This window comes from Marinomonas rhizomae (assembly GCF_003315485.1).
GTDB lineage: Bacteria > Pseudomonadota > Gammaproteobacteria > Pseudomonadales > Marinomonadaceae > Marinomonas > Marinomonas rhizomae.
In genome coordinates this window covers 183537-208563 of sequence record NZ_QNSE01000001.1, presented here as the reverse complement: position 1 = coordinate 208563, position 25027 = coordinate 183537, and the positions used below count along the sequence as shown (strand labels likewise).

Annotated in this window: 25 protein-coding genes; 13 read left to right on the top strand and 12 right to left on the bottom strand. The window is 44.3% G+C overall.

From position 1 onward, the window contains the following. Window positions 1-75 precede the first annotated feature (75 nt). From DFP80_RS00995 to DFP80_RS00970, 6 genes are read left to right on the top strand one after another with little or no spacing between them, the layout of a single operon-like run. The gene (locus tag DFP80_RS00995; RefSeq protein ID WP_113914947.1) at window positions 76-960 is read left to right on the top strand and encodes a helix-turn-helix transcriptional regulator; all 885 of its coding nucleotides are present in this window, start codon (window positions 76-78) and stop codon (window positions 958-960) included. 26 nt (window positions 961-986) lie between these two features. Beyond that, window positions 987-1892: a siderophore ABC transporter substrate-binding protein gene (locus tag DFP80_RS00990; RefSeq protein ID WP_113914946.1), complete on the top strand. Its 906-nt coding sequence runs from the start codon at window positions 987-989 to the stop codon at window positions 1890-1892. Window positions 1893-1918: 26 nt separating this feature from the next. Beyond that, window positions 1919-2719, top strand: a complete 801-nt coding sequence (locus DFP80_RS00985; RefSeq protein ID WP_113914945.1) for a siderophore-interacting protein — start codon at window positions 1919-1921, stop codon at window positions 2717-2719. A 39-nt stretch (window positions 2720-2758) separates the two neighbouring features. After that, window positions 2759-3721 carry an iron chelate uptake ABC transporter family permease subunit gene (locus DFP80_RS00980; RefSeq protein ID WP_113914944.1) on the top strand — a complete coding sequence of 321 codons (963 nt, stop codon included), beginning with the start codon at window positions 2759-2761 and terminating at the stop codon, window positions 3719-3721. After that, window positions 3711-4673 carry an iron chelate uptake ABC transporter family permease subunit gene (locus DFP80_RS00975; protein WP_113914943.1) on the top strand — a complete coding sequence of 321 codons (963 nt, stop codon included), beginning with the start codon at window positions 3711-3713 and terminating at the stop codon, window positions 4671-4673. The genes DFP80_RS00980 and DFP80_RS00975 overlap by 11 nt, the downstream gene beginning before the upstream one ends. Further along, window positions 4666-5421, top strand: a complete 756-nt coding sequence (locus DFP80_RS00970) for an iron ABC transporter ATP-binding protein (RefSeq protein ID WP_113914942.1) — start codon at window positions 4666-4668, stop codon at window positions 5419-5421. The genes DFP80_RS00975 and DFP80_RS00970 overlap by 8 nt, the downstream gene beginning before the upstream one ends. A 232-nt stretch (window positions 5422-5653) precedes the next feature. On the opposite strand, the gene DFP80_RS00965 is transcribed toward DFP80_RS00970, so the two are convergent. From DFP80_RS00965 to DFP80_RS00945, 5 genes are all read right to left on the bottom strand, one after another. After that, the gene (locus DFP80_RS00965) at window positions 5654-6652 is read right to left on the bottom strand and encodes a branched-chain amino acid aminotransferase (RefSeq protein WP_113914941.1); all 999 of its coding nucleotides are present in this window, start codon (window positions 6650-6652) and stop codon (window positions 5654-5656) included. A gap of 288 nt (window positions 6653-6940) precedes the next feature. Next, window positions 6941-7819, bottom strand: a complete 879-nt coding sequence (locus tag DFP80_RS00960) for a diguanylate cyclase domain-containing protein (protein WP_113914940.1) — start codon at window positions 7817-7819, stop codon at window positions 6941-6943. Window positions 7820-7957: 138 nt separating this feature from the next. After that, window positions 7958-8254, bottom strand: a complete 297-nt coding sequence (locus DFP80_RS00955) for a DUF1294 domain-containing protein (RefSeq protein WP_113914939.1) — start codon at window positions 8252-8254, stop codon at window positions 7958-7960. A gap of 36 nt (window positions 8255-8290) precedes the next feature. After that, entirely contained in the window at window positions 8291-8737 is a 447-nt protein-coding gene (locus DFP80_RS00950) for a DUF1499 domain-containing protein (protein ID WP_113914938.1), read from the bottom strand. A 34-nt stretch (window positions 8738-8771) separates the two neighbouring features. Continuing rightward, entirely contained in the window at window positions 8772-9299 is a 528-nt protein-coding gene (locus DFP80_RS00945) for an NUDIX hydrolase (RefSeq protein ID WP_113914937.1), read from the bottom strand. Between the two features lie 477 nt (window positions 9300-9776). Here DFP80_RS00945 and DFP80_RS20610 point away from each other — a divergent pair, with 477 nt between their 5' ends. Continuing rightward, window positions 9777-9944 (top strand): hypothetical protein, encoded by a 168-nt coding sequence (locus DFP80_RS20610; RefSeq protein WP_158601337.1) that lies wholly within the window; start codon window positions 9777-9779, stop codon window positions 9942-9944. A gap of 68 nt (window positions 9945-10012) precedes the next feature. On the opposite strand, the gene DFP80_RS00935 is transcribed toward DFP80_RS20610, so the two are convergent. The 7 genes from DFP80_RS00935 to apbC form a co-directional block, all read right to left on the bottom strand. After that, a complete protein-coding gene (locus DFP80_RS00935) occupies window positions 10013-10543 on the bottom strand; it encodes a GNAT family N-acetyltransferase (RefSeq protein ID WP_113914935.1) in 531 nt (176 codons plus the stop codon). Continuing rightward, the gene (locus DFP80_RS00930) at window positions 10540-10809 is read right to left on the bottom strand and encodes a type II toxin-antitoxin system TacA family antitoxin (RefSeq protein WP_113914934.1); all 270 of its coding nucleotides are present in this window, start codon (window positions 10807-10809) and stop codon (window positions 10540-10542) included. The genes DFP80_RS00935 and DFP80_RS00930 overlap by 4 nt, the downstream gene beginning before the upstream one ends. A gap of 448 nt (window positions 10810-11257) precedes the next feature. Then, window positions 11258-12592, bottom strand: coding sequence for a KAP family P-loop NTPase fold protein (locus tag DFP80_RS00925; protein ID WP_113914933.1), 1335 nt, complete (start codon window positions 12590-12592; stop codon window positions 11258-11260). Between the two features lie 119 nt (window positions 12593-12711). After that, window positions 12712-13491: a hypothetical protein gene (locus tag DFP80_RS00920; protein WP_113914932.1), complete on the bottom strand. Its 780-nt coding sequence runs from the start codon at window positions 13489-13491 to the stop codon at window positions 12712-12714. Window positions 13492-13715: 224 nt separating this feature from the next. Next, on the bottom strand, window positions 13716-14159 hold the full coding sequence (gene tenpIN / locus DFP80_RS00915; protein WP_113914931.1) for a type III toxin-antitoxin system TenpIN family toxin: 444 nt from the start codon (window positions 14157-14159) through the stop codon (window positions 13716-13718). Window positions 14160-14838: 679 nt separating this feature from the next. Then, a complete protein-coding gene (dcd, locus tag DFP80_RS00910; protein WP_113914930.1) occupies window positions 14839-15423 on the bottom strand; it encodes a dCTP deaminase in 585 nt (194 codons plus the stop codon). Between the two features lie 46 nt (window positions 15424-15469). Further along, window positions 15470-16552, bottom strand: coding sequence for an iron-sulfur cluster carrier protein ApbC (apbC, locus tag DFP80_RS00905; RefSeq protein ID WP_113914929.1), 1083 nt, complete (start codon window positions 16550-16552; stop codon window positions 15470-15472). Window positions 16553-16784: 232 nt separating this feature from the next. Between apbC and metG the strand changes: the two genes are divergently transcribed. From metG to rsxG, 6 genes are all read left to right on the top strand, one after another. Beyond that, window positions 16785-18836, top strand: coding sequence for a methionine--tRNA ligase (gene metG, locus DFP80_RS00900; RefSeq protein ID WP_113914928.1), 2052 nt, complete (start codon window positions 16785-16787; stop codon window positions 18834-18836). Between the two features lie 342 nt (window positions 18837-19178). After that, complete coding sequence (gene rsxA, locus DFP80_RS00895; protein WP_012069258.1) at window positions 19179-19760, top strand: electron transport complex subunit RsxA; 582 nt, start codon at window positions 19179-19181, stop codon at window positions 19758-19760. A gap of 10 nt (window positions 19761-19770) precedes the next feature. Further along, on the top strand, window positions 19771-20367 hold the full coding sequence (gene rsxB, locus DFP80_RS00890) for an electron transport complex subunit RsxB (protein ID WP_113914927.1): 597 nt from the start codon (window positions 19771-19773) through the stop codon (window positions 20365-20367). Next, the gene (gene rsxC, locus DFP80_RS00885) at window positions 20367-23348 is read left to right on the top strand and encodes an electron transport complex subunit RsxC (protein ID WP_113914926.1); all 2982 of its coding nucleotides are present in this window, start codon (window positions 20367-20369) and stop codon (window positions 23346-23348) included. The genes rsxB and rsxC overlap by 1 nt, the downstream gene beginning before the upstream one ends. Beyond that, on the top strand, window positions 23349-24407 hold the full coding sequence (gene rsxD / locus DFP80_RS00880) for an electron transport complex subunit RsxD (protein ID WP_113914925.1): 1059 nt from the start codon (window positions 23349-23351) through the stop codon (window positions 24405-24407). Beyond that, window positions 24407-25024, top strand: coding sequence for an electron transport complex subunit RsxG (rsxG, locus tag DFP80_RS00875; protein ID WP_113914924.1), 618 nt, complete (start codon window positions 24407-24409; stop codon window positions 25022-25024). The genes rsxD and rsxG overlap by 1 nt, the downstream gene beginning before the upstream one ends. Window positions 25025-25027: the final 3 nt, after the last annotated feature.

The following is a 25027-nucleotide window of genomic DNA, read 5'->3' as shown; positions in this document are numbered from 1 at the left end:
TGAATTTTTGTCTGATGTCGAAATTTTGCCAATCTACTTGGAAAATCTGCCAACACCTTTAGAGAGGGGATAACAGTGCTCTATACTCGCTCACTGCACGATAATGATTCTTATGACGATGCGTTAATTCGTGACTATTACTCAGGGGATTATCGTTTTGATTCACTCAAAAGTGGTGTAGCGATTCATGGTGGGCGTAATACCTATCGCCGTAGCGTGGATAACACAGTGAATGTGAACCCACATATTACTTTTATCTTTTTGCTAAAAGGTGAGCTGCAGTTTTCCCTAGGGAAGCAGGACTACCATTTTTCGGCGACGGATCAAGGCCGCTGCATCATGATCAGTTTGAGTGACAGAACCTTGTTTCGCCGAGTGACGTTTGCGGGTCAATGTGATGAAAAAGTGGTCTTGCGAGGCATGGAGCGTTGGTTAAAAGATAATGATGCTCAAGGTACCTTATCTGTTGATGTTTACCATCAAGCGGTCAGGGATTGGCCTTTGACACTGGCGATGCAAACAGGCTGTGAGCAATGGTTAGCAGCGCGTGATGATGACAATCTTCTGCATAAAGATATGTTGGGGTTATTGTTATTAAACACCACGTGGCAACACTTTATTGCTTTAGAGCAAGGTAGCACGACACCATTACAGCAAAGCCTAGAACGGCTTTTGGATCAGGGGATATTTGATATTCAAGCCATGGCTGAGGCGTTACATATGAGCGTTCGAACTTTACAACGACGTGCAGTTGAGCAGCTAGGAAGACCCCTGGGAAACTGGGTCACTGAACAGCGTTTAGCCCGAGCCAAAGTGATTATGTTAGAGCAGCAGAAGTCTATTTCAGAAGCCGCATGGCTTGTAGGTTATCAACATGCTTCGAGTTTTATTCATGCTTTTCGTCGAGCTTATGGTGTGACGCCAAAAGCATTCTTAGAAGATTATCAGGCGCAGAAATAAATTTTGAATGATATAGGTATCAAAAAATGTGCTCAGTAATGCGTTTTAGCGTGATTTTTACGGTTTTAGTTCTAACGTCATTTAGTGTGAAAGCGACTGACATTGAGACGTACCGAGGCGTCGTTGATGTGCCGGGAACACCGCAGCGAATCATTGCGTTTCCGGCCGGTGTGGTGGATACGCTGGATGCGCTTGGCGTCAAATTAGTCGGCATGCCAGCAGGAATACACCTCAATTACATAGATCAGAATCAGGCGTCAGAGGTAGGAACATTATTTACCGCCGACTTAGAAGCGATTCATCGCCTTCAGCCCGATCTTGTTGTCGTAGGAACGCGCTCCGCGAAGCAATTTGAATCGGTTGCTGAAATCGCCCCGACAGTGGATTTGTCTTTGGCCAGAGGCAACACATATCAAGCTGCTATTCAGCGTATGAACGATTTGGCACGGCTGTTTGATAAAGCTGAGCAAGCTAAGACCATCGAGCATGAGTTAACACAATTGCGTGATCAGGTCGCCGCGTCTGTGTCGAAGACAGGTTCTGTGATGGTGGTGATGGTGATTGGCCGCTCGTTAAATATGTTAACCGCGAAAACTCGCATAGATTGGTTTCAGTCCGAGTTGGGCATGACGCTAGTCGGTGATGACAGTAAGCAATTAGGTGAGTTAGCGCCCATTTCTTTTGAGTATATTTTGGCACAAAACCCAGATTGGTTAATTGTGATGGATCGTGACGCGGCGGTTGGCAAACCTTCTTCAAACGCTCAACAGCAAATGAATAACCCTTTGGTGAATGCTACGACCGCCGCTCAAAAAGGACAAATTGTGTATTTGGATGGAGTTGGAACCCTGAATGCCGTCGGCGGTGTGCAAGGGTTAAGAAACACATTACAGCAGCTGGAACAGGCCTTTAACGACCCTTCCCGTTTTTAAATTGGTTGATGAATGAGTAACAGAGCATGTTAAAAAACACTAGGATTGAAATTCCTCTTACGCCCCGCTCCGCCAAGGTGACAAGGATAATGGACCTCTCACCCACTTTAAGACGCATTAGACTGCAAGGGCCTGAGTTAGAAGGTTTTGGTTTTCACCCTTTGGCCCCTGAAGCGCATGTGAAATTGTTTTTCCCTCAAGCGCCAAACCACCTACGCATGCCAGATGTGATGGAAAATGGTTCAGCCGATTGGCAAGGCGCTAGGGAGGGTCGCTTTTCTCCCTTTCGTGACTACACCATTCGTGCTTTCGATGAGCACACATGCACTTTAGACATTGACTTTGTTTTGCACGACGAAGGCGTGGGTGGCCCTTGGGCAAAGCAAGCGAAAGTCGGTGATGTTCTGGGCATTTTTGGTCCTAGATCGGTTAAGTTGCCGCCGACCAATGCGGCCAATTATGTGTTTTTTGTGGATGAAACCAGCTTGCCGGCCTTCGCGAGATGGTTAGAAGTGTTACCAAATGATGCTCACATTGATGCCTGGATTGAAGTGGCAAGTGCAGACAGTGAAATCCCTATTTCCCACGGTGATAACACAAACTTGAACTGGTTATACCGAGACTCAGACGGCGGCCAGCCGTATGGGGCTCTGTTATATCATGCGGTAGAAACCTTACCAATTTTGTCACTGAGCAATGCCACTTGGTTATGGGCCGCGACGGAAGCGCATGTCATCGCGCAAATGAAGCGCCGCTTGATGAATTTAAATTCGATCATTAACCCTGCCCATCTTGATTTAGTGGCTTACTGGAAAACCTCTCCATGACATTGTGTGCTATTTTTGAGCCTGTATCTTTGGAGCTGTATGAGGCCATTTAGTTACTACCTCTTGGCGCTTTCAAGCTTGTTGGCACTGACTTTTTTTAGCCTGTTAGTTGGTGCCTACTCCATCTCGATAATGGACATTTGGCGCCAGCCAGATATGGCAAATGTGATGATATCTAGCCGAATACCAAGAACCCTAGCGGTGTTAATTGTCGGCAGTATTTTAGGTATTGTAGGCTGTTTATCACAATCAGTTATGAACAATGTTTTTGCTGAGCCAACTACCTTAGGAACCCCTCAAGGCATTGCTCTTGGACTATTACTCTCCAGTGTTATTTTTCCTGAGATAGGGCTAGTAGGAAAAATGCTATTTGGTGCCAGCATGGGCTTTTTCAGCTTGCTATTGTTCTTCGCATTATTGCAAAAACTAACCTTATCAGATCCATTACAACTGCCTTTAATTGGTCTGGTTTACAGTGCCATTCTTGGGGCGGGTGTCACCTTTTTGGCTTTTGAATTTGATCGAATGCAAATGCTGGCGGTATGGCTCAACGGTGACTTTGCAACCATTATTCAAGGCCGTTATGAACTACTATGGGGCGCTTTAATCATTGGCATTATGGCTTATTGGATGGCCAATCAATTTAGCATGCTAGGTATGGGAGAAAATCTGGCTAGAACATTAGGCGTACCTTATCGCGCACTCGTGTTCATCGCTTTAGCTATGATTGCCCTTGCCACCTCCTTAGTAGTCGCAACGGTCGGGATGATTAGCTTTCTTGGACTCGTGATCCCGAATATCGTAAGACAATATTGCGGTGATAATTTAAAACACAGTTTGCCATGGTGTGCATGGATGGGTGCCAGTTCTCTGTTGCTATGTGATGTCATTGGTCGCTTACTCACTCATCCATTAGAAGTACCAGCTAACTTAGTGTTTGCGGTATTCGCCGGGACGGTTTTTTTAGCAATGTTATGGCGAGGCGATCGACGTGCTCTCTAATCAATTTCAAAAGTCTATATTAAAAGGTGTCATCAGTGTTTGGCTATTATCCTCTTTCTTGTTTATCACTTGGGGATTAACACCGGGCGATCATTTCTTTCTCATGTTACGTTTCGAAAAATGGTTAGCACTAAATGCCGTTGGCGTAGCAGTAGCGGTATCCACTTATGTCTTTCAAACTTTGACTCATAGTCGCATCTTGACCCCATCAATTATGGGTTTGGATGCCATTTATTTATTGATTAGCTTAGTCATTATTTCAGCGTTAGGCACGGGGAGTTACTTAGCAATTGACGCCATTAATTTGTTTTTAATCAATAGCTTGGTGATGATCGGCTTTGCTTTGCTTATTTTTGGTGGCTTGATCTTGCGATTTCATCAAGATATGAACCGGTTACTGTTGATTGGCATTGTGATTGGCCTATTAATACAGGCGTTGAATGAGTTTCTGGGGCGGATGATTTCACCAGAAGACTTCGTCGTTTTTCAAGGGGCCGCCTTTGCGCGATTCGATCAGCTAGATCGACAAGTGGTTTGGGTAGCTTTAGTGTTATTAACTGGTTGTTTGTGTTTGATTTGGCGCTTTCATCCGGTACTAGACATCTTCCGTTTGGGTCGCAGTCATGTGATCAATTTAGGCATTGCTTATGTGCCAATGACCTGTTTATTCCTAATGTTAGTGGCAGTGTTGGTGAGCATTTCAACCGCCTTAGTCGGACCCATTTTATTTTTTGGGTTATTGGTTGTCGCCTTGGTCCAACAATGCTTTCCTGCTGGAAAATCTGGCTATCACTTATTGCTAGTGGCGATGGTGGGCGCATTGATTTTAGTGGCAGGCCAAACCTTGTTTGAGCATGTTCTCTCAATGAAGGCAACATTGAGTGTTGTAATTGAAGTCATTGGTGGATGTGTATTTTTTATGCTGTTAATAAAGCGAGGTCGCAGTGATTGAAATTCAGAACGTGGGGTTTAAACGGGCAGAAAAAATCATTTTAGAAACAACCCAGCTCACATTAGGAACCAAGCAAAGCATCGCCTTAATTGGTCCAAACGGTGCTGGAAAATCAACCCTGTTATCCCTTATGGCGCGCTTATTACCCTTACAAACAGGCCAGATTCGTTACGATAATTTAGATATTTCGACCACACCAAGCCAGATAATGGCTAGAAAGGTGGGGATTTTACAGCAGCATAGCCACTTTATGAGCCGACTGACGGTGCAAGATTTATTGCTCTACGCGAGGTACCCATATCATAAAGGTCGACCAAAGTCCGAGGATCACGACGTGGTGGAACAAATGCTGGCGTATTTTGAACTGTCAAAATTCCGCACTACTTTTTTGGATGAATTGTCAGGCGGCCAGCGTCAGATGGCATTGGTGGCCATGGTGTTTTGCCAAGGAACAGACTATATCCTACTGGATGAACCTTTAAATAACTTGGACATGTACCACGCGCGGCATTTGATGACGACACTAAGGCGTGCCATTGTTGACTGGAATAAAACCATCGTTGTTGTATTGCATGATATCAACTACGCCAGTCTTTATGCGGATCAAATTATCGCCCTAAAACAGGGAGCAATACTATTTCAAGGCACTCCAGATGAAGTGTTAACGCATGAAAATATTCAGGCCCTGTATGGTGTTGACGTTGATATCATTGAACATCAAGGTAAACGGCTAAGCGTGCACTTTTAAACAAAGCGCAGGTATTACCTCGCCTATTAGGTGATCTTTCAGGCTCTACAGATTTATCAGCACCCTCTTTGGCAAGGATTTCTTGCTGCAACACCAAAGAAGAAGATAGCAATAACCTAAACGCCATATTTATGTTACTCGACCTTCCCCTTATAAAGCGGCCTCAGCACCATACAAAAATGGGCCGACATTCATCACGCCAGCCCATTTTTTTACAACTAAGTCTGTTAACTTAGCAAACTTTTGTTAGCCAGTTGTGCTTGTCTTCTGCTTTTCCCCATTGAATATCATTCAATGCTTGGCGAAGTTTCTGAGCGATAGGACCTGGCTCACCCGTACCTACTTTATACTCTTTATCATTATGGATAAAAGTACCAACAGACGTTAATACCGCCGCTGTACCAGATAATACCGCTTCCACTTCTGGCTTAGCAGCACGCTCCAGTAGCTCAGTAACCGTCAAATCACGCTCAGTCACTGTCATACCCAAATCGGCAGCCAGAGTTAAGATAGACGAACGCGTCACGCCGTGTAGGAAAGAAGAATCCAAACCTTTAGTAATGATTTCATTACCATCGATCAACAGGAAGTTCGCCGCACCAGTTTCTTGCACGTCGCCATTTGGACAAAATAGAATTTGATCTGCTTGTACTTCTGCCTGTGCTTTAGAAATAGGACCCAAAGCACTCGCGTAGTTACCACCACTTTTGATCATGCCCATATGAGGCGCACAACGCATGCCGGTTTCATCCAGCAAAAGGCGAAGCGCTTTAGCACCGCCCGTAAAGTAATCACCCACAGGTGACAACAAAACATACAAGATAGACGTCGCTGACGGTGCCGCTGCTTTACCCACTGCCGCTTCCGTACCGATGTGAGTTGGGCGAATGTACATAGACCCTGGTGGCTCAGGTACGTCAGTAGCAAACTCTGCAACAGCATCAACAATCATTTTAGAAACTTGTGCTTCATCAATGGCTGGCAAAGACAATAAACGGCTACTTTGCGCCAAACGCTTAATATTTTGGTCCATACGAAATACATGTACACTGCCATCAGCATGACGAAACGCCTTCAAACCTTCAAAACAGGTACTCGAGTAATGCAATACATGGGCACCAGGATGTAATTGAATGCTATCCGATGCGACAATACTTGCGTCACTCCATTGATTATTTTCGAATGTTGCCAATGCCATTTTAGGCATAAACACGCTACCAAAAGCCGCCATTATTGTTTCCTATAAAGTTAAATGATTACAAACAACACCAATGATAGGCACAGGTGTTATGTGGACTCTAGACTTTGCTTTTCGCCCAATCCCTCGATAGTAAAACGGAAACCAGCGCGAAGAAAGCAAATCGTAAACCACAGATCAAACAGAATGTGTATTTCCAGTATATTTGCTAATTTGCACCAGAAAATAAACTGACAAGAAGAGTGATGAGACGTGACAAGAATATTACCTTCTCGATAAGAAGGGCTCAATAACCCAAAGCACATCCTAAAGCAAAAAAGCCTAAGAAGTAGCTAAAATAACCTTATCGCCACCATTATTTTTGGCTTGGTACATAGCATGATCGGCAGACTGCACCAAGTCTAATGGCTCTTTACCGTTTTCAGGGTAACAGGCAATACCAATACTAGCAGCAACAGACAATGAAGAGCCTTTAACAATAAACTCTTCGGATAAAGCCATACGAATTTTTTCAGCCACCAAAGCAGCACTTTCCGTATTATTTATCTTATTTAAAATAATTAAAAATTCATCACCACCAAGACGCCCAACAGTATCTGATTTACGGACACAGGCTACTAGTCTTGTTGCAATTTGCTGTAACAGCAAATCACCAACCGCATGGCCATAACCATCATTAATGTCTTTAAAACCGTCAATATCTATAAACAAAACAGATAAAACCGCTTTCTCACGCTTCGCTAACATTAACGACGACTGCAAACGATCTAACAACAAAGTACGATTCGGTAAACTCGTCAAATCATCATGGCCCGCCGCGTAAAGCAGCTGTGCCTCCATTTCCTTGCGTTCGGAAATATCATGGGCCACTGCAATTCTAACCTGATGCTCTTCAGACCATCTAGCCGACCACAGAACATTCACCACCTTGCCATCTTTACGCACCCAGCGATTTTCAAAACGTGGTAAAACTTCACCAGCAACGACAGACTCGGCTACGACTAGCGTTTTTTCTCTATCCTCGGGATACACCATATTAACCATAGGCGTACCAATCACTTCACAAGGCGCATAACCAAACATATTCTCAAAAGCCGCACTAACAAAAACGAAACTCCCATTGCGATCAACAACACAAACTGCATCGAGCATCAGCTCCATTACATCAGCAAGACTAATGGCTAGCTCATTGTTTTTCATAAAACATTACACCTAAAGATAAAAACCAGAGTCATTTATGGATTGTAGATGACAACTAATCAAAGCGCTTTCATATAAGCGTTAATTATCTACGGAGTTTGAATGAAAAATCTATGCTTATTACATAACGTAACGAGATTAGCCAAAATTAGGGAAATGAGAAAAATAAAAACCATAACCAGTTACAGCAACATTCACCGCAACCGTCAGCCAAAACACTACCAAAAAGCGTCGCTTCTTCGTCTTATGCCGAAACACCTTCTGCGCTAATAAAGCACCAAACCAACCGCCAAAAAGAGATAACAAATGCAAAATTGATTCGCGAATTCTATGCTTACCCCGCTTAGCTGCGGACTTATCTACACCATAGAAACAAAAGGTCACAAGACTTATAGAGCCATAGAAGAAGAACAATAATAGAAGAGAATCAACCACCTTATTTCTTGCCCATCAAATCAAACGTCATAAACATTACTCCTGTAACTTACTGCGAATGGCTTCCATACGTTTTCGATTTACACCAAAGTCAGAATGCCCAACTCGCGACGCCGACCGAATATTAACAACCACTTCTCCATCGCGTTCTTGCGAAAATAGGAGTTCCACATCATCGACAAAACGAAACACCGCCGACGTAAACTCAGCATGAATATAATCCGCTTCATTCACTACAACCTTAGTTCGCTTCGAAGATTCCAGTACCGCAACCACCTTGTCATGAGCATCGGCACTGGAGCCTTTAACCACTATAGGTTCAATAAAATGCTTATCATTGACTTCGACCTGACTACTCACACAGTTTGGCGAACTAGGACAAGCCGCTAACTTCCCATTTGTAACCCCTAAATTCGGCATAATGCTTGAACACCCCTGCAATAAAATAAACACCAATAAACATAAAAACTTTCTCGTCAACATTCTCAACCCTAATGCGTGAAATACAGAATCGGCCTCAATTTACAACCACCAGTAACTCATCCCTAATCAAGCATAACAAAAAGGTTTCCCGCTCAATCGACATCCCTTTTTTATCGCTGTTTTTAATCGTATCGAGATTATGTTTAATCGCATCGTGAACATTAATCCACACTGGCTTCATACCATTATTGACCTCGTAATCTTCCAGGCTCGTCTCGCCTAACTGCTCGTCAATTTCACAGGTGTAGCAATAAGACTTCATCTGCATGACCTCAAAACCATCCCTATTCCAAGGCCGAAACTCCTCATACAAACCAAACGCCTCGACATTACGAATATTCCGCGCACCCGTCTCCTCCGTTAACTCTCGAATCAAACCTTCCACTTGATTTTCACCCTCATCAATCCCACCACCCGGCAAGGTGTAATCATCGTAACGCTGGGTATACAGCATTAAAACATCCTCACCATTTAAAATAATCCCACGGGCAGCAAGGCGTAAAAAGGAAGACTGATCGACAGACTCGATACTTGGGTGGATAGAGGATTTTAGTAAACGCATAGATTGGGGTACTTCGTGTGGTTGGGTTAGTTTTCTTTGATCTGCAAGTATATCTGTTACTTCTCAACGATTCCTAGTTTGCAAGCTTGGTTCCGCCCCTCTGGGCGTGGGGTTAGTCCCTTCCCCTTTTGTCCTCCAAGGGGAAGGCGGAGGATGGGGTTTTCTTTGGTTCCATTCAAACGCTTTGGATTCCTGACCTTTATTCCGCCCTGCTGGGCGTGTAACTTTTGTCCAGATCCACAAAAGTAACCAAAAGGTCTCTTTATCGGGCTATCGCCCAAACGTCTCATTCACATTGTTAAACATCACGTCTAGCAACACGATTTTTTATCGTAAGGCATAGATTGATCTTGCTGTTCGAAAAAGGCTTTCTGTTAATGACCCTGAAACCCCATAAAGTCGCGCAACTTCGTCGCGTCGAACTGACTTCCAGAGTGTAAATAGGCCGAAGACACGTCATTTCCCACAAGGGGCCAAGTGCCAACGAAAGTGGGAATCAAGCTCTTGTGGTCTTTTGTAGGTCGCGGCTTTAGCCCGACGCGTTATTTAGATTCCATTCAAACACTTTGGATTCACGACCTTTATTCAGCCCTGCTGGTCGGTGGCTTAGTCCCTTCCCCTTTTGTCTTCCAAGGGGAAGGTTAGGATGGGGTTAATTTCTTCTTTGGGCTATCGTCCAAACACCTCATTCACATGGTTAGATTCATGGCCTATTAATTAAAAAGCTGTTCTATCGTTTTCATAGGTAAGAACATACGAACACGCCCATTATGTTCGCACAGTACTTCAAAGCCGAACTTCGTATAAAACGCTTGAGCGGAAGCTGTCAGGCAGTCCACAATAATCGCGTACGCTCTCATGTGATGATTCACTTCCCACAAATACTTCAGCGCACGAATTAGACTCACCTTTCCGAGTCCTGAACCATGAAATTCTTTGTGCACGGCCAATTGAGCCAAAAGAAAAACGGGGATGGGATATCTAGGAAGTTTATTTGCTAGTCGTGTCGGTAATGTTTCGCGGCTGATAGAACTCGGGGCAACACTATAAAACGCACAAATAGCGTATTTTTGATTTAACAGCGGCTGAGCACTGGGTAACACCATCGTTCGGCTAATACCTGCTTGCATGTGCTTTGCTGCTTGAGTTTTGATAAATGTATTGAGCTCTTCTTCACCACAGTCGAATGAATTTCGGTCATGCTTTGATTTACTAAGCTCTACGAACTCTTTACCCCAACTCACCTAATACCACTCTCACCTGTAAATTTGGCCGCTTCAAGCAAAGCTTGATTTGGTGCTTTTGCCTTATCACACGCCGCCATAAACTCGTCAAAGACGCTGTCTTTAACCACAATACTTTCATGCTCTTCGATAACATGAGTGGCATCTTCGTCCATAAGCCTCACGACATATTCAGTAAGACTTTTTAAACCAAGTAAAGCCGATGCCTTTTCAGCTTTTGCCTTGATCTCTTCATCAAGACGGATATCTAAACGTGCCGTTGCCATAGCCCCTCCTATGTACGGATGTATTCCGCAATATTAGAGATTATAGTGCAAATTTTAAACACACTCAACTTGTACGGATACTTGACGGAAGATTAGAGTTAGTCATCCCCTTTTGTCTTCCAAGGGTAAGGTCAGGATAGGGTTAATTTCTTTTTCGGGCTATCGCCCAAACGTCTCATTCACATTGTTAAACATCGCGCCTAGCAACACGACTTTTATCGTAAGGCATAGATTGGTTATTTAGTAAGAGATAGCTCGTCAAACAATGACCCAGAAACTCAATAGGGTAGCGCAATCGGGATTGCGTCGAAGGGGCTATTAACGTCGCATTAAGGTGTGAGCAACGTTACCACGAGCCTAAACCGTTGCGCTATAAACACAAAACTTAACCCTGAATTTAAAATGACAAGCGTTGGGAATCACTCTTAAATGCTCTGTTATAACACCGTTAGCCAGGGTTAATTTCCGACAGCCATGAACTAATTGTTTTGAGCAAGTTTTGTGGTGTGTGCCCCATTCGAACCATTTGAATCTCCTTTTCTTCCAACATTTGTTTTCGTGTATCTTCGTCAGCTAAGTCGAAGCGTACAAGCTTATTAACATATTGAAGAGAAGAATATGACTCAGAGGAACCGATTTCGTCTAACCTAGCAGCATCGATAATATAGCTATAATTTAACTTCCCATTTACCAATTTTAAACAATTTGGTTGACAGGCTTTCAGGTAACACACCATTGCAATTATATACTGATAATTTTCAGTGTATTGTTGACTGCCTAACATATTATTTATGATGGAGAAATAAGACAATATACGTTCTATCTCTCTGAATGATGGTTGATAAAACTTAACGATATCATTCAGCACAGAAACTGACTCATTGTTTAATATAACTTCATTTTCCTCTTTCATTGAAGAAAGAGCGTTTTTTAAAAACTGACAACCATGATCGTCATATTCACTTGAAGCACGAGGCATCGTTAACCATACATTGATGAACTTGTGAAGATAGTTTGTAGGATCGATTCCTTGACCATACTTGGATTTGATTGATTCTTCTAATTGCTCTCTATTGGTAACTAGAAGGAAAGTTATACCTTGAACAGAAAACAAGTGCTTCACTTGTTCGAGTAGCTCTAAAGCGAAATCAGGCTTACAGCGATCAAGTTCATCAATAATAAATACGATCGGCTTACCACCATTAATTTCACTAGCAAAATCTGACAGGTAATTCCTAAACTCTTTGAGAGCCAACTTATCTTTTTCTGCATGTTCAAATCTTTCTTTTATCAAATCATCGACTTGATCTGCAACCAAGTTCGATATTTCTTTTTCCGCCACATCAACAGCACTACCATCAACAAGACCTGCTGTACCTACTTTAACAGACACTTTCAAAGCCCCTCTGAAAAGAGACTTAGCTGCCTTTGCAGCTTTATCCTTAAACCTTGTCTTCGTTTCTTCATCTTTGACTTTGATGAGTTGATAAATTTCAGATGCCAACGTCAAAAATGGGTCTTTCTGATAATCATTTTCAAAAGCGTCAAAGTAAATGGATATCATTTCCGGTTCTCTGTGATTTTCAAGATAACCACGCCACATTTTTATAAATGTACTTTTACCCTCACCCCAGCCAGAATCCAATGCTACAACAGGACTTCCACCTGAATTTTCAACAAGGTTAGCAAGTCTTTCACCAAAGCCTTTTCGTTTAAATATATCTATATCCGGACGAAATCCACAGTCACTAGAGATCTGAACTTCTGGTACAACTATCTTCATATTAAATCCTTATATTCATATTTTTGATGCAGCTGTTTGAAGTGTTATAAACGCCCGCATTTTCGGCTGGTTTGGAGCGCAGCGGAAAACCAGTTCGGCAACATGTCACTTGTTATGTTTTAATCTAATTGCAAGTAATGTTGTTGATTCACTCTAAGATCTTGGTCTTTGCCATCTACTTCGTTAGCTGAGATGTCTACTTTTACCACATATTTTGGAAGACCAAATTTTGTCAAAAAACCAGTGGCTATCTGTTTTGCCTGATCGTCAAACTCTAAGTCCAGCCCTTGAAAGTATCGGTTTGATAGCATTTGGGATAATGGCACACTATGACGATAAAGAATTGTATCTTTAGATGCTGTAGCAACTGCAAGATTGAGTGGAACGCACACAGCCCTAGTTACTGGCGCAAATGGAACTTGCAACCCTCTACTATGATAGAAGGGACTTATTTCTTCTAGGTGCAACGAACCATTCAAAAAATTAGTTATTTCCTCATAGTCATAAAGCAGATATTGTGATCTTGGTGCATTTTTAAGAATTCTTTTTGCTTGTGGGATCTTCATTGCACCAAAGGTTGTCTTTCGCCAATCCCGTTTTTTGGCTTCCAAAAAAGCCGCTCCGTTAATTGATGTTCCATCCTTGTAATTTATATTTACAACCAGAGCTACATCGCCATAGTTATTTTCGAACGTTCCTTTTAATTTATAAATCTGCCAATCAATGCTGCCTCTACTATCCCTGCCAGTAAACCTTGATCCTGATAATTCATTTCGAATATCTCTGAGAAGATTTATCGTAATAAAATCTTCATCCCACTCATGCCCAGAGACACCATTTATGGAACCTCGTATTACATGCTCTAACCGGCCTGTAAATTCAACTATATCGAAGCTCACTCACTTCCTCCTTGTGGAAACATAACGACTAAGCGGTTATACAGTAGCGAAACCATGGCTATAACCCACTGTTGAACGGCTGTGTTGCCTATATAGGGGATTTGCCTTTATCTTTTATGGCAGTATCATTCTTTTTACTCGAATGCTGGGCATTAGGCAATGATCGCCTTTCAGACCTTATGACCTGACCCGTTTTACTAATAACGTTTCCTTATAATAAGCGCCTATATACTGCTATCCCCTACTCCAAACTCTTCATGGTAATTTATCAATGTGGTGTAACCAAAGCGCTGTAGATTTGGGAGCTTTCCCAATTTGGCCTGTGAGACATAGTCGTTTACGTATTTTTCAAATTGCCGTTGAATTTTGTCTTTGTTATTTTTTACTTTTTGGTATTCCGCTTCACTACGAAGTTTAAAGGCTTTGGGTTGTAGGTCGTCTTCTGTGATGATGATGGCTTTGGAGTAGTCAACGCCATTCCATACACCATTGTGGAATATGGTTTTAAACCCATGTTTATGAGCCATATTGCTTCTGAATGGAATCGCAAAGGTGATATTTTTAATCTTGATTGGAATCACACCATAACCACGATCTTTTTTGCTCATGGTTTCTTTTAGTATAATTATTCGATTGTAAGCAGCTTCTGTTAACAGCCTAATTTTCATAACCATCCTTGTTATAAAAAACAAAAAGCCCTTATAAAATAAGGGCTTTTTGAGTAGAACTTCCATTGAGGTTGATGCTATTTATTGCGGGGATACCTCTACCGCCGCGACTTCAAATGAGGTTGGTGTTTTTCATGTGGGGATGCCTCTACCGCCACGTCATCTACATGTTTAGTATCATTATCTCAGACGTTAATGTCAACAAGACTGTACATTTATTAGCCTAAAAATATATACAATCAGGTTACAAAAGCCACCAACAATACAAAGAAAGCTTCGCTTTCAGCGGCACTCTTATATTACAGAAAGCGGTCGTACCTCCCTCATCTCGCCCTACAAAAAACAGCATCACACATGAAGTCAGTTCGACGCGACGAAGTTGCGCGACCCTATGGAATTTCAGGGTCAGTTAAAAACACTCTTCCTAGAATCCACAAGAACAATCTATGCCTTACGGCAAAAATCGTGTTGCTAAACCAGTATTAAACAATATGAATGAGACGTTTGGGCGATAGCCCGATAAAGAGACCTTTTGGTTACTTTTGTGGATCTGGACAAAAGTTACCCGCTCAGCAGAGCGGAATAAAGGTTGGGAATACAAAGCGTTTGAATGGAAACCAAAGAAGAGATTAACCCCATCTTCCGTCTTCCCCTTGAAGAAAGGGGAAGAAACTGAAAACTAGTTCTCGCCGGAAATCCGGCTACCAACCGCGGAGGTCTGGTCTTTGTACTTAGCGTTATCCCGCTTGTTATAAGGACGATCCGCCGCCCCTGACATGGTTTCAAAGTTGATGGCGCCGATGGTCATGCCGGGGCTTAAGGCGATAGGCAGTTTGCCGCCGTTAAGGAACTCTAAAACGATGCCGCCGCTCCAACCTGGATCGATGCGGTGTGCGGTGACGTGAACCATTAAGCCAAGGCGCGCCAAGGAAGAACGCCCATCGAGCCAGCCGACTAGGTTATCAGGTACGGTGACAGATTCTTTGGTGACGCCAAGCACGAGTTCACCAGGATGGATAAAGAAAGGCTTGCCGTCTTCGACGATAATTTCTTCGCTCATGACGGATTCAATGACTTTGCTTAAGTCGGCTTTTGAGCTGCTTAAGTCAAGGTAAGGTGCTGGGTGACCTTGAAAGACGCGAAACGAATTACCCAATCGTAGGTCAACGGAGACACCACTGATGACGCTGTTGTCGGGGCGAGGTTCGATGACAATAGAACCTTCGTCTAGAGCTTTAATAATATCTCGGTCACACAAACGCATTTCTTTTCCTCAATTTTCTATTTAATCGCTCTGATGCTGGCGCTTTTTAGTCGTCGCTCATGCTGATAGTCGGCATGGCGAATTGCTCACCTTGTTCAGAACCTTGTTGGGATGCAAGGGTAGCACCAAGCTTGCGTGCAATCGACTGATAAATGTCTGCGGTATCACTTTCTGGCGCATTGACGACAATGGGGCGGCCAGCATCGCTCTGTTCGCGGATCGCTAAGCTTAATGGCAATTTCCCCAATACATTGACGCTGTATTCTTTCGCTAGGCTCACGCCGCCTTCATCACCGAAAATGGCTTCGTGGTGACCACAGTTGGAGCAAATGTGCGTCGACATGTTTTCAACCACGCCCAACACTGGGATTTTCACCTTATTGAACATTTCAATGCCGCGACGTGCATCGAGTAAGGCAATGTCTTGCGGTGTGGTTACGATGACAGAGCCTGCCACGGGAACTTTTTGCGCCAGGGTCAGTTGAATGTCGCCGGTGCCCGGTGGCATATCGATAAATAAGTAATCGAGATCGTTCCAATCGGTTTGCGTCAAAATCTGCATCAAGGCGCCGGTCACCATTGGGCCACGCCACGCCACCGGCGTGTCTTTGGTGGTCAGAAATGCCATGGACATTACTTGCACACCAAACGCAGTTGGCGGTACAAAAAACTTATCTTCACGAACTTGGGGACGAGTACCTTCGGCGAAACCAAGTAACATGCCTTGGCTTGGGCCGTAAATATCCGCATCCAGAATACCAACACGAGCCCCCTCTTTTGCCATGGCAAGGGCAAGGTTAACCGTAGTGGTGGATTTACCCACGCCGCCTTTACCAGACGCGACGGCGATGATGTTCTTCACGCCTTTTAGTCCTGCGATATTGCCCTGGGTTGCTTGGCTTTTAACTTGGAAGTCGATGTCTAACACTAGGTTACGTGAATCGTCCATGAGTTCTTTGATTTTGCCTTCCAGTACCTCTTGCTGTTTATGCGCTGGATAGCCAAGTGTCAAGGTCACATGAACACGGTTATCATCTGTGACGATCTTCCAAACAGCACCATAAGGTTGGCCGGTATTGTCGTCGATTAGAGCTTCTAAACTCGCCTGTAGTTGGGCATCAGTTAGCATGGGGATTCCTTATAAGGCGTGATTATAAATAATTGAACGTTGTGCCAAGTGTGGGGGCAAATTGAAGAAAAGCAAGCCTAGAGACAGAGACAAGCTCTTGCACGCGGCAGATTGAGACTTATAATGACGCCTTTTTAGACTATCTATTCTTTAGGCGCTTTATTTATTCGTCATCTGTGTCTAATTATTGATAGAATACCCGACCTTTTTTAATCCAGCAGGCTTATCAAAAATGGCACAAACGCAACGCAAAATTTTAGTCACCAGCGCCCTTCCTTATGCCAATGGTTCTATCCATTTGGGGCATATGCTGGAACACATCCAAACCGATATCTGGGTGCGTTTTCAAAAAATGCGCGGCCATCTTTGTACAGCAGTGTGTGCGGATGATGCACACGGTACAGCAATTATGATTAAAGCCGCGCAGAATGGTATTACCTCAGAAGAGTTAATCGACGGAGTTCGCCAAGAGCACATGGCGGACTTTAATGACTTCCTGATTGGTTACGACAATTACCACTCTACTCATTCTGACGAAAACCGCGAGATATCAAACAGCATTTACACGGCTCTTCGTGAGAATGGCAAAATCGCTGTTCGCTCTATCGTGCAAGCCTACGATCCAGAAAAAGAAATGTTTCTTGCAGATCGTTTCATCAAGGGAACTTGCCCTAAGTGTAAAGCAGAAGATCAATACGGCGACAACTGTGAGGTCTGTTCTGCGACTTACACGCCAATGGAAATGATCAACCCTCGCTCTGTTTATTCTGGTGCGACGCCGATTGAAAAAGATTCTGAGCATTATTTTTTCAAATTACCAGATTTCCAAGATTTCCTAGCAGAATGGACGCGCAGCGGCACCCTGCAAGACCAAGTTGCGAACAAGCTATCTGAATGGTTAGATTCTGGATTAAAAGAATGGGACATCAGCCGTGATGCACCTTACTTCGGCTTTGAAATCCCAGATGCGCCGGGCAAGTACTTCTACGTTTGGCTAGACGCACCGATTGGTTACATGGCGAGCTTTAAAAACTTATGTGATCGCACGGAAGGTTTAGAATTTGATGATTACTGGAGCAAAGATTCTGATGCTGAGCTTTATCACTTTATTGGTAAAGACATTATCAACTTCCACGCCTTGTTCTGGCCAGCTATGTTGCATTGTGCAGGCTACCGCACGCCAACAGGGGTTAATGCACACGGTTACGTTACCGTTGACGGCGAAAAGATGTCTAAATCGCGCGGTACTTTTATTAAAGCCCGTACTTACTTGAAGCATTTAGACCCGCAATACTTGCGTTACTACTATGCCGCTAAACTAAACTCTCGTGTTGATGATATCGACCTTAACCTAGGCGATTTCTTGCAACGAGTAAACTCTGACGTAGTTGGCAAGGTGGTTAACATTGCCAGCCGTACCGCCAGCTTCATCAACAAGAAGTTCGATGGTCAATTGGCGACTGACGTTAGCGAAGCGGACATGATTCAATCCTTCATCGACGCTGGCGATGTGATTGCTGAGCATTTCGAGAGCCGCGAATACGGTAAAGCCATTCGTGAAATCATGCGCCTTGCTGACGTAGCAAACGAATACATTGCCGTTCAAGCGCCTTGGGTGTTAGCAAAAGACGAAGCGACTTTACCGAAAGTTCAGGACGTTTGTACGGTTGCCTTGAACTTGTTCAGTATTTTAGCCACTTATCTAAAACCCGTCATGCCAAACATGGTAACCGACGCCGAAGCCTTCCTTGGCAAAGAGCTAACTTGGGATAACCGTAGCGAATTATTGTTTGGCAACACGGTAAACAAATTCAAGCCGCTAATGGGTCGTATTGAGCAGACTCAAATCGATGCCATTATCGAAGAAGGTAAAGTGGAAGCGGCGGCCGAAGCTGCAGCAAAAGAAGCGGCGCAACCAACGCAAGCGGAAACTGAACTGAGCAAAGAGCCAATCGAAGCCGAAATCAATTTTGATGACTTCGCGAAAGTAGATTTACGCATTGCTTTGATCGTTAAAGCTGAGCATGTTGAGAAAGCCAATAAACTACTAAAATTAACCTTAGACATCGGCGGTGAAACTCGTACCGTATTCTCTGGCATCAAGTCAGCTTATAAGCCTGAAGACTTAGAAGGCAAACACACGGTGATGGTGGCAAACCTGGCACCACGTAAAATGAAGTTTGGCATGTCAGAAGGCATGGTCTTAGCCGCTGGGCCTGGCGGTGAAGAAATTTATCTACTAGAACCGCACACTGGTGCAAAACCTGGCCAACGTGTGATGTAAGCGGCGATTAAGCAAACAACAGAGCGTCTTAGCGATACTCTAAAATGGTATAAAAACCAATGCTCACCTTAGTAAATAAGAAACATTCTTAATAAGGTGGGCATTGGTATTGATAAAAACCCATAAATCGAACTTATATAAGCATAACCTATTATCTATATACCAAATCAAACTAAAAATAGATCAGCTTTAGTCTTGTTAGTTATAAGCAGATTGGTATAGTTACGCTCACAGATACTTTGTCTAAAAGTGTCTAAAATCAATAAACTTACTCTTATGAGATCCACACTACGATGTCGTTTACACACCGTCATAGAATGATCTCCTATTATTGGACATAAAATGACTGAATATCTCCTGATACTGGTCAGTACCATTCTGGTTAACAATTTTGTACTGGTACAATTTCTGGGCTTATGCCCTTTTATGGGTGTATCTGGGAAACTAGAAACCTCTATTGGTATGGCAATGGCGACGACCTTTGTTTTGACATTGTCGAGCCTGTGTAGCTACCTCACTTATACCTACATACTTCAGCCATTTGGCCTTGAGTACCTGCAAACCATTTCCTTTATCTTGGTAATTGCAGTGGTTGTACAGTTCACCGAAATGGTCGTCCATAAAACCAGTCCATTACTCTATCGGGTATTAGGTATTTTCTTACCCTTGATTACCACAAACTGTGCGGTATTAGGCGTCGCACTGCAAAACATCAGCAAGCAAAATGGCTTTGTTGAATCTATTCTTTATGGTTTTGGCGCTGCGGTGGGTTTCTCCTTCGTATTGATTTTATTCTCAGCCATGCGCGAGCGTATTAATGTAGCGGATGTGCCGACTGTTTTTAAAGGCTCTGCTATAGGTATGATTACCGCAGGCCTTATGGCTCTCGCTTTCATGGGCTTCACCGCCCTAGTGCAGATTTAGGAGCCTGACGATGTTTACTGTTTTACTCGCTATCGGGATCTTAGTTCTTTTGTCGCTTATTTTTGGCGCAATTTTAGGTTACGCCAATGTGCGCTTCCACGTAGAAGGCGACCCGATTGTCGATCAGATCGATGCACTACTTCCACAAACTCAGTGCGGCCAATGTGGTCACCCTGGTTGCCGCCCTTATGCCGAAGCTATCGCCAACGGTGAGGCCATTAACCATTGCCCTCCCGGCGGCCAGGTCACTATCCAAGCTCTAGCGGATTTATTAGATGTAGAAGCCGTTCCTCTGGACGGCGATCACGGCACTGAAAACGCAAAACGGGTTGCAGTTATTCGCGAAGACGAATGTATCGGCTGCACCAAGTGTATTCAAGCCTGCCCTGTAGACGCAATTTTAGGCGCGGCAAAACAAATGCACACCGTCATTGCGGATGAATGCACAGGCTGTGACCTTTGTGTTGAGCCTTGTCCCGTAGATTGTATTGATATGGTAGAAGTAGGCGTGACAGCGAAAACTTGGTCTTGGGACAAACCGCAGGGTATCGCGGCAACCTCGTTAAACATTATTGCCACCGACCGCCAAGCGGAGGTTACGCACTGATGCAAGTAGGAAAACAACAAACAGCAAACGTTTTTTCTTTTCATGGTGGCATTCATCCACCGGAAAACAAAGCCCAATCTTTGCAGCTACCTTTAGGGCGTCCAAGCTTACCAAACGAGCTTATTTTGCCCCTTGGCCAACACATTGGTCAGAGTTCTCGCCCTTTGGTCAAAGTCGGTGACAAGGTATTGAAAGGCGAAACCATCGCTATTAACAACGGCTTCTTGAGCAGCTTTTTACACGCGCCAACCTCTGGCACTATTGCCGCTATTGAAGAACGCCTTATTGCTCACCCGTCTGGTTTGAGCGACTTGTGTATTATCCTGTCGCCTGACGGCAATGAAACATGGACAACGCTTGAACCACTGAATAATTGGCAAGACATTAGCAAAACAGATGTGTTGGCGTATTTGTCTGAAATGGGCATTATCGGCATGGGGGGCGCGGGCTTCCCAACTCAGGTAAAACTGCAAGGTGCCCACAAGAATCCGCTAACGCATTTCATTATTAACGCAGCAGAATGTGAACCTTACATCACCGCTGATGACATGTTGATTCGTGAGAAAACCTTAGAGTTAGTGTTAGGCATCGAGATACTTCAACACCTTGTTGAAGCAGATAACATTGTTATTGGCATTGAAGACAACAAACCCACCGCCATTGCAGCGTTAAAATCCGTATTGACCGAACGCAATAGCAAAATTCAGATTGCGGTTGTACCCACTAAGTACCCTTCTGGCGGCGAAAAACAATTAATCCAGTTGTTAACGGGCAAAGAAGTTCCCAGTGGACAGTACCCAGCAGACATTGGCGTTTTATGTCAAAATGTCGGCACCTGTGTAGCCGTTCACGATGCCGTTACACTAGGTAAGCCGCTGATTTCACGCTTTACCACCTTAACTGGCGATGCGTTAAAAAATCCACAAAATGTCGAAGTTTTGCTTGGTACACCGGTAGCGCATTTATTAGAGTACGCCGATTCTGAACCAAAAAAACTCAGTCGTTTGATCATGGGTGGGCCAATGATGGGCTATACCCTAGATTCAGCTGTCGTGCCTATTGTCAAAACCAGTAACTGCATCTTGGCGGCGAGTAAAAAAGAACTGCCGCCACCAGCCCCTGAGCAAGCCTGCATCCGTTGCGGCATGTGTGAACAAGCCTGCCCTGCCAGCTTACTACCTCAGCAATTACTTTGGTTCAGTAAAAGCCAAGAGTTCGAAAAAGCCGAACACCATAACCTATTTGACTGCATCGAGTGCGGTGCTTGCTCTTATGTTTGCCCAAGCAGCATTCCGTTGGTGCAATATTACCGTCATTCCAAGAGCAGCATCCGTGAAGCTCGTGAAGCTAATGTCAAATCAGACTTGGCGAAACAACGCTTTGAAGCTCGTAAAGCTCGTCAAGATGCAGAAGCCGCGGAGAAAGAAGCCAAACGCCTTGCCCGTCAAAAAGCAACCTCAGACAAAGCGACAGACAAGAAGAAAGCAGCACCAGCAAAACCAGCTCCAACGGCCGCTGCTGCGCCTGTGACGAGTGATGAATCGAAAAAGCTCAAAGTGGATATCGCCATTGGCAAGTCCAAATTGAAAAAGCTACAGAAACAGCTGCTTGAAGCGCAAGAAAACGAACACGTGGAAGAGATCAACAGCTTGCAACTGCAAGTCACTGATCAAGAAAAAACCATCGCATCACTGGAAGAACAGCTTGCGCAAATTCCAAGCGCAGCGCCTGCTGCTCCAGTGGCAAATACCGCCAAAGCCAGCCCTGCGCCTGTTAGCGACGAGCTGAAAAAAGCCAAAGTTGATGTGGCCTTGATTGGCGTGAAACTGAAGAAACTGCAAAAACAGCTTATTGAGACACCAGATGATCAAGAGTTGAAAGACAAGATCAGCGCTTTTGAAACCGATCTAAAAGCCGCGCAAGACACAGTCAGCAAGCTAAGTGAAAACACTCAAGCAAGCACAAGCACAAGCACGGCAGCAGCTGAACCAAAAGCCTCAATTAGCGATGAATTGAAAAAGCTAAAAATCGATGCAGCCATTGCCAAAGCGGCAGTGAAGAAAGTCGAGAAGGCATTAAAGAAAGCGGAAGAAATAAACGCGCCTGAAATCGATGCGATTCGCCAGCAATTAAAAGAAGCACAACAACGAGCTGATGAACTGGAAAAAGCCTTAGCTAACCCAGAAGCAACGGCCCCCAAGGCAGTTCCGGCACAAGCAAAACCTGCAACCAACCTTGATGCCGACGCGATCAAAAAACGCAAGATAGACCTAGCCATTGCCAAGGCAGGCGTTAAAAAAGCCGAGAAAAACATTCAGCTTCTGAAAGAGCAAGGTAAGGATGAGGCAGAAATCAATGCCTCTGAATGGCCAAGCAAACTAAAAGAAGCACAGGATAAACTCGCCGCTCTTGAAAAAGATCAAGCAGCAGAGACATCGACACCTTCCGTCGCAAAAGAAGCCAGTGCGCCTGCTGCCACGACAAATATCGATGCCGATGCTGCTAAGAAACGTAAAATCGACCTAGCTATCGCCAAGGCAGGCATCAAAAAAGCCGAAAAGAACATTCAGCTTCTAAAAGACCAAAGCAAGGACGAAAGCGAGATAGAAGCATCAGAATGGCCTAAAAAATTGATTGAAGCACAGCAAAAACTAGCCGCTCTGGAAGCAAATGAGAGCGCACCAGCAGCAACGCCGACTCCAGCTTCCTCTCCAGCAGAGAAAACTGCTAATTCAACGGCTGACAGCGAAGCCAAAGTCGAACCAGAAATGGATTTAGCAACCCAGATCAAAAAAGAAAAAATCGCGGTGGCACTAGCAAAAGCGCAAATAAACAAACTCAACAAGCGTCTTGAAAACTCACCAGAAGACGCCAACAGCATCCGCCAAGAAATTGGCGCTGCCGAGAAACGCCTACAGAGCGCCGAAACCTTGTTAGAAAAACTTATTCATTCGCAAACCAACATGCAAGAGAATCGTTAAATGGCACTATTGAGGATTACCTCCCCCCATACACAACGTGCAGGACGTCGCACCTCTTGGGTGATGCAGATGGTCATTTTAGCGACCATCCCCGGCATAGTCGTACAGACTTGGCTGTTTGGCTGGGGGACGCTAATTAATCTGATGATTGCCTGTATCACAGCATTATTAAGCGAAGCGGCTATTTTGGCGATTCGTCGTCGTGCTGTCGGTTTCTTCTTGAAAGATTACAGCGCGCTATTAACGGCTGTACTGTTGGGCGTTGCTTTGCCTCCCGTTGTGCCTTGGTGGGTTACGGTGACAGCAGTGGCGTTTGCGATTATCTTTGCCAAACAACTTTATGGCGGCTTGGGAAATAATCCGTTCAACCCTGCTATGGTCGGTTATGCCATTGTATTGGTGTCTTTTCCAGTGCCAATGAGTCAATGGCTTGGCGTGCAAAGCATGATTCCTGCTGGTGAAACATTGTCTTTCATGCAAAGCTTACAAGCTATTTTTCATCATTTACCCGTGATCGATAGTTACACTATGGCGACGCCTTTAGATGGCTTTAAACACAAAGACCTATTAGATTCGCAAGCCGCCTTTAGCAATATCGCAGCACTTCAAGGACCAAGTTTAAATAGTTGGCTTTGGGTAAATGCAGCTTACCTTGTCGGTGGTCTTGGGCTGATCTGGTTGCGCATTATCACTTGGCACACGCCAGCAGCACTTTTAGGCGCCTTGCTAGTAATGGCAGGCGTATTCCACTTGATCGACCCGAGCAACACTGCAACGCCATTTTTCCACCTAACCACTGGTGCGGCGATGTTTGGCGCCTTCTTTATCGCAACCGACCCTGTGTCTTCCTGCACCAGTAATCGCGGCAAGCTAATTTATGGTGCCGGTATTGGTATCTTGATTTACATCATTCGCTCTTGGGGCGGCTACCCCGACGGTGTAGCATTTGGCGTCTTGCTAATGAACTTTGCAGCCCCCTTAATCGATTACTACACACAACCGAGAACCTATGGCCATAAAAAAGCCAAATCCGGTTTAAAAGTTGGAGAAGATAACTAATGGAATTATTCGCCTCTGTTCGTCGTAACAGCCTTGGTTTGGCTATTTTCGCTGTACTGACTGCTGGCTTAATTGCCATCACCCATCAGCTGACAGATCACACGATCAAGAATAATATTTTGGATGCACAAATTTCAGCTTTCAATGAAATCTTGCCAGCCGACTTATACGACAATGATTTAACCAAAGACACAGCGACGCTGTCTGCTGATCCATTACTTGGCAGCGAGGAAGGAATCAAGATTCACATCGCCCGTAAGAATGGCGAAGTTTCAGGCATCATTTTCGAGACTATTGCACCACGGGGCTATAACGGCAATTTAGACATGTTAGTTGCCATCGATAAAAATGGCGTCGTCACTGGCAGTCGAGTCATCAGCCATAAAGAAACACCGGGGCTGGGAGACAAGGTAGACCTTAAAAAATCCAAATGGATTTTAAGCTTTGCTAATACATCGTTAGAAAACCCAACCCTAAAAGGCTGGGGCGTGAAAAAAGACGGTGGAGATTTCGACCAATTTACCGGTGCAACCATTACTCCTCGCGCTGTCGTTCGTGCCGTAAAAAATACTCTAATTTATTTTGATCAACACAGAGATACGCTGCTAGCGTATTAGGAT

What these genes read in the sequence shown, in the direction of transcription:
- DFP80_RS00990 (WP_113914946.1), top strand. Translation starts at nt 987, where the DNA reads ATGTGCTCAGTAATGCGTTTTAGCGTGATTTTTACGGTTTTAGTTCTA.
- DFP80_RS00985 (WP_113914945.1), top strand. Translation starts at nt 1,919, where the DNA reads ATGTTAAAAAACACTAGGATTGAAATTCCTCTTACGCCCCGCTCCGCC.
- DFP80_RS00980 (WP_113914944.1), top strand. Translation starts at nt 2,759, where the DNA reads ATGAGGCCATTTAGTTACTACCTCTTGGCGCTTTCAAGCTTGTTGGCA.
- DFP80_RS00965 (WP_113914941.1), bottom strand. Translation starts at nt 6,652, where the DNA reads ATGGCGGCTTTTGGTAGCGTGTTTATGCCTAAAATGGCATTGGCAACA.
- DFP80_RS00960 (WP_113914940.1), bottom strand. Translation starts at nt 7,819, where the DNA reads ATGAAAAACAATGAGCTAGCCATTAGTCTTGCTGATGTAATGGAGCTG.
- DFP80_RS00950 (WP_113914938.1), bottom strand. Translation starts at nt 8,737, where the DNA reads ATGTTGACGAGAAAGTTTTTATGTTTATTGGTGTTTATTTTATTGCAG.
- DFP80_RS00945 (WP_113914937.1), bottom strand. Translation starts at nt 9,299, where the DNA reads ATGCGTTTACTAAAATCCTCTATCCACCCAAGTATCGAGTCTGTCGAT.
- DFP80_RS00930 (WP_113914934.1), bottom strand. Translation starts at nt 10,809, where the DNA reads ATGGCAACGGCACGTTTAGATATCCGTCTTGATGAAGAGATCAAGGCA.
- DFP80_RS00925 (WP_113914933.1), bottom strand. Translation starts at nt 12,592, where the DNA reads ATGAAGATAGTTGTACCAGAAGTTCAGATCTCTAGTGACTGTGGATTT.
- tenpIN (WP_113914931.1), bottom strand. Translation starts at nt 14,159, where the DNA reads ATGAAAATTAGGCTGTTAACAGAAGCTGCTTACAATCGAATAATTATA.
- dcd (WP_113914930.1), bottom strand. Translation starts at nt 15,423, where the DNA reads ATGCGTTTGTGTGACCGAGATATTATTAAAGCTCTAGACGAAGGTTCT.
- apbC (WP_113914929.1), bottom strand. Translation starts at nt 16,552, where the DNA reads ATGCTAACTGATGCCCAACTACAGGCGAGTTTAGAAGCTCTAATCGAC.
- metG (WP_113914928.1), top strand. Translation starts at nt 16,785, where the DNA reads ATGGCACAAACGCAACGCAAAATTTTAGTCACCAGCGCCCTTCCTTAT.
- rsxA (WP_012069258.1), top strand. Translation starts at nt 19,179, where the DNA reads ATGACTGAATATCTCCTGATACTGGTCAGTACCATTCTGGTTAACAAT.
- rsxB (WP_113914927.1), top strand. Translation starts at nt 19,771, where the DNA reads ATGTTTACTGTTTTACTCGCTATCGGGATCTTAGTTCTTTTGTCGCTT.
- rsxC (WP_113914926.1), top strand. Translation starts at nt 20,367, where the DNA reads ATGCAAGTAGGAAAACAACAAACAGCAAACGTTTTTTCTTTTCATGGT.
- rsxD (WP_113914925.1), top strand. Translation starts at nt 23,349, where the DNA reads ATGGCACTATTGAGGATTACCTCCCCCCATACACAACGTGCAGGACGT.
- rsxG (WP_113914924.1), top strand. Translation starts at nt 24,407, where the DNA reads ATGGAATTATTCGCCTCTGTTCGTCGTAACAGCCTTGGTTTGGCTATT.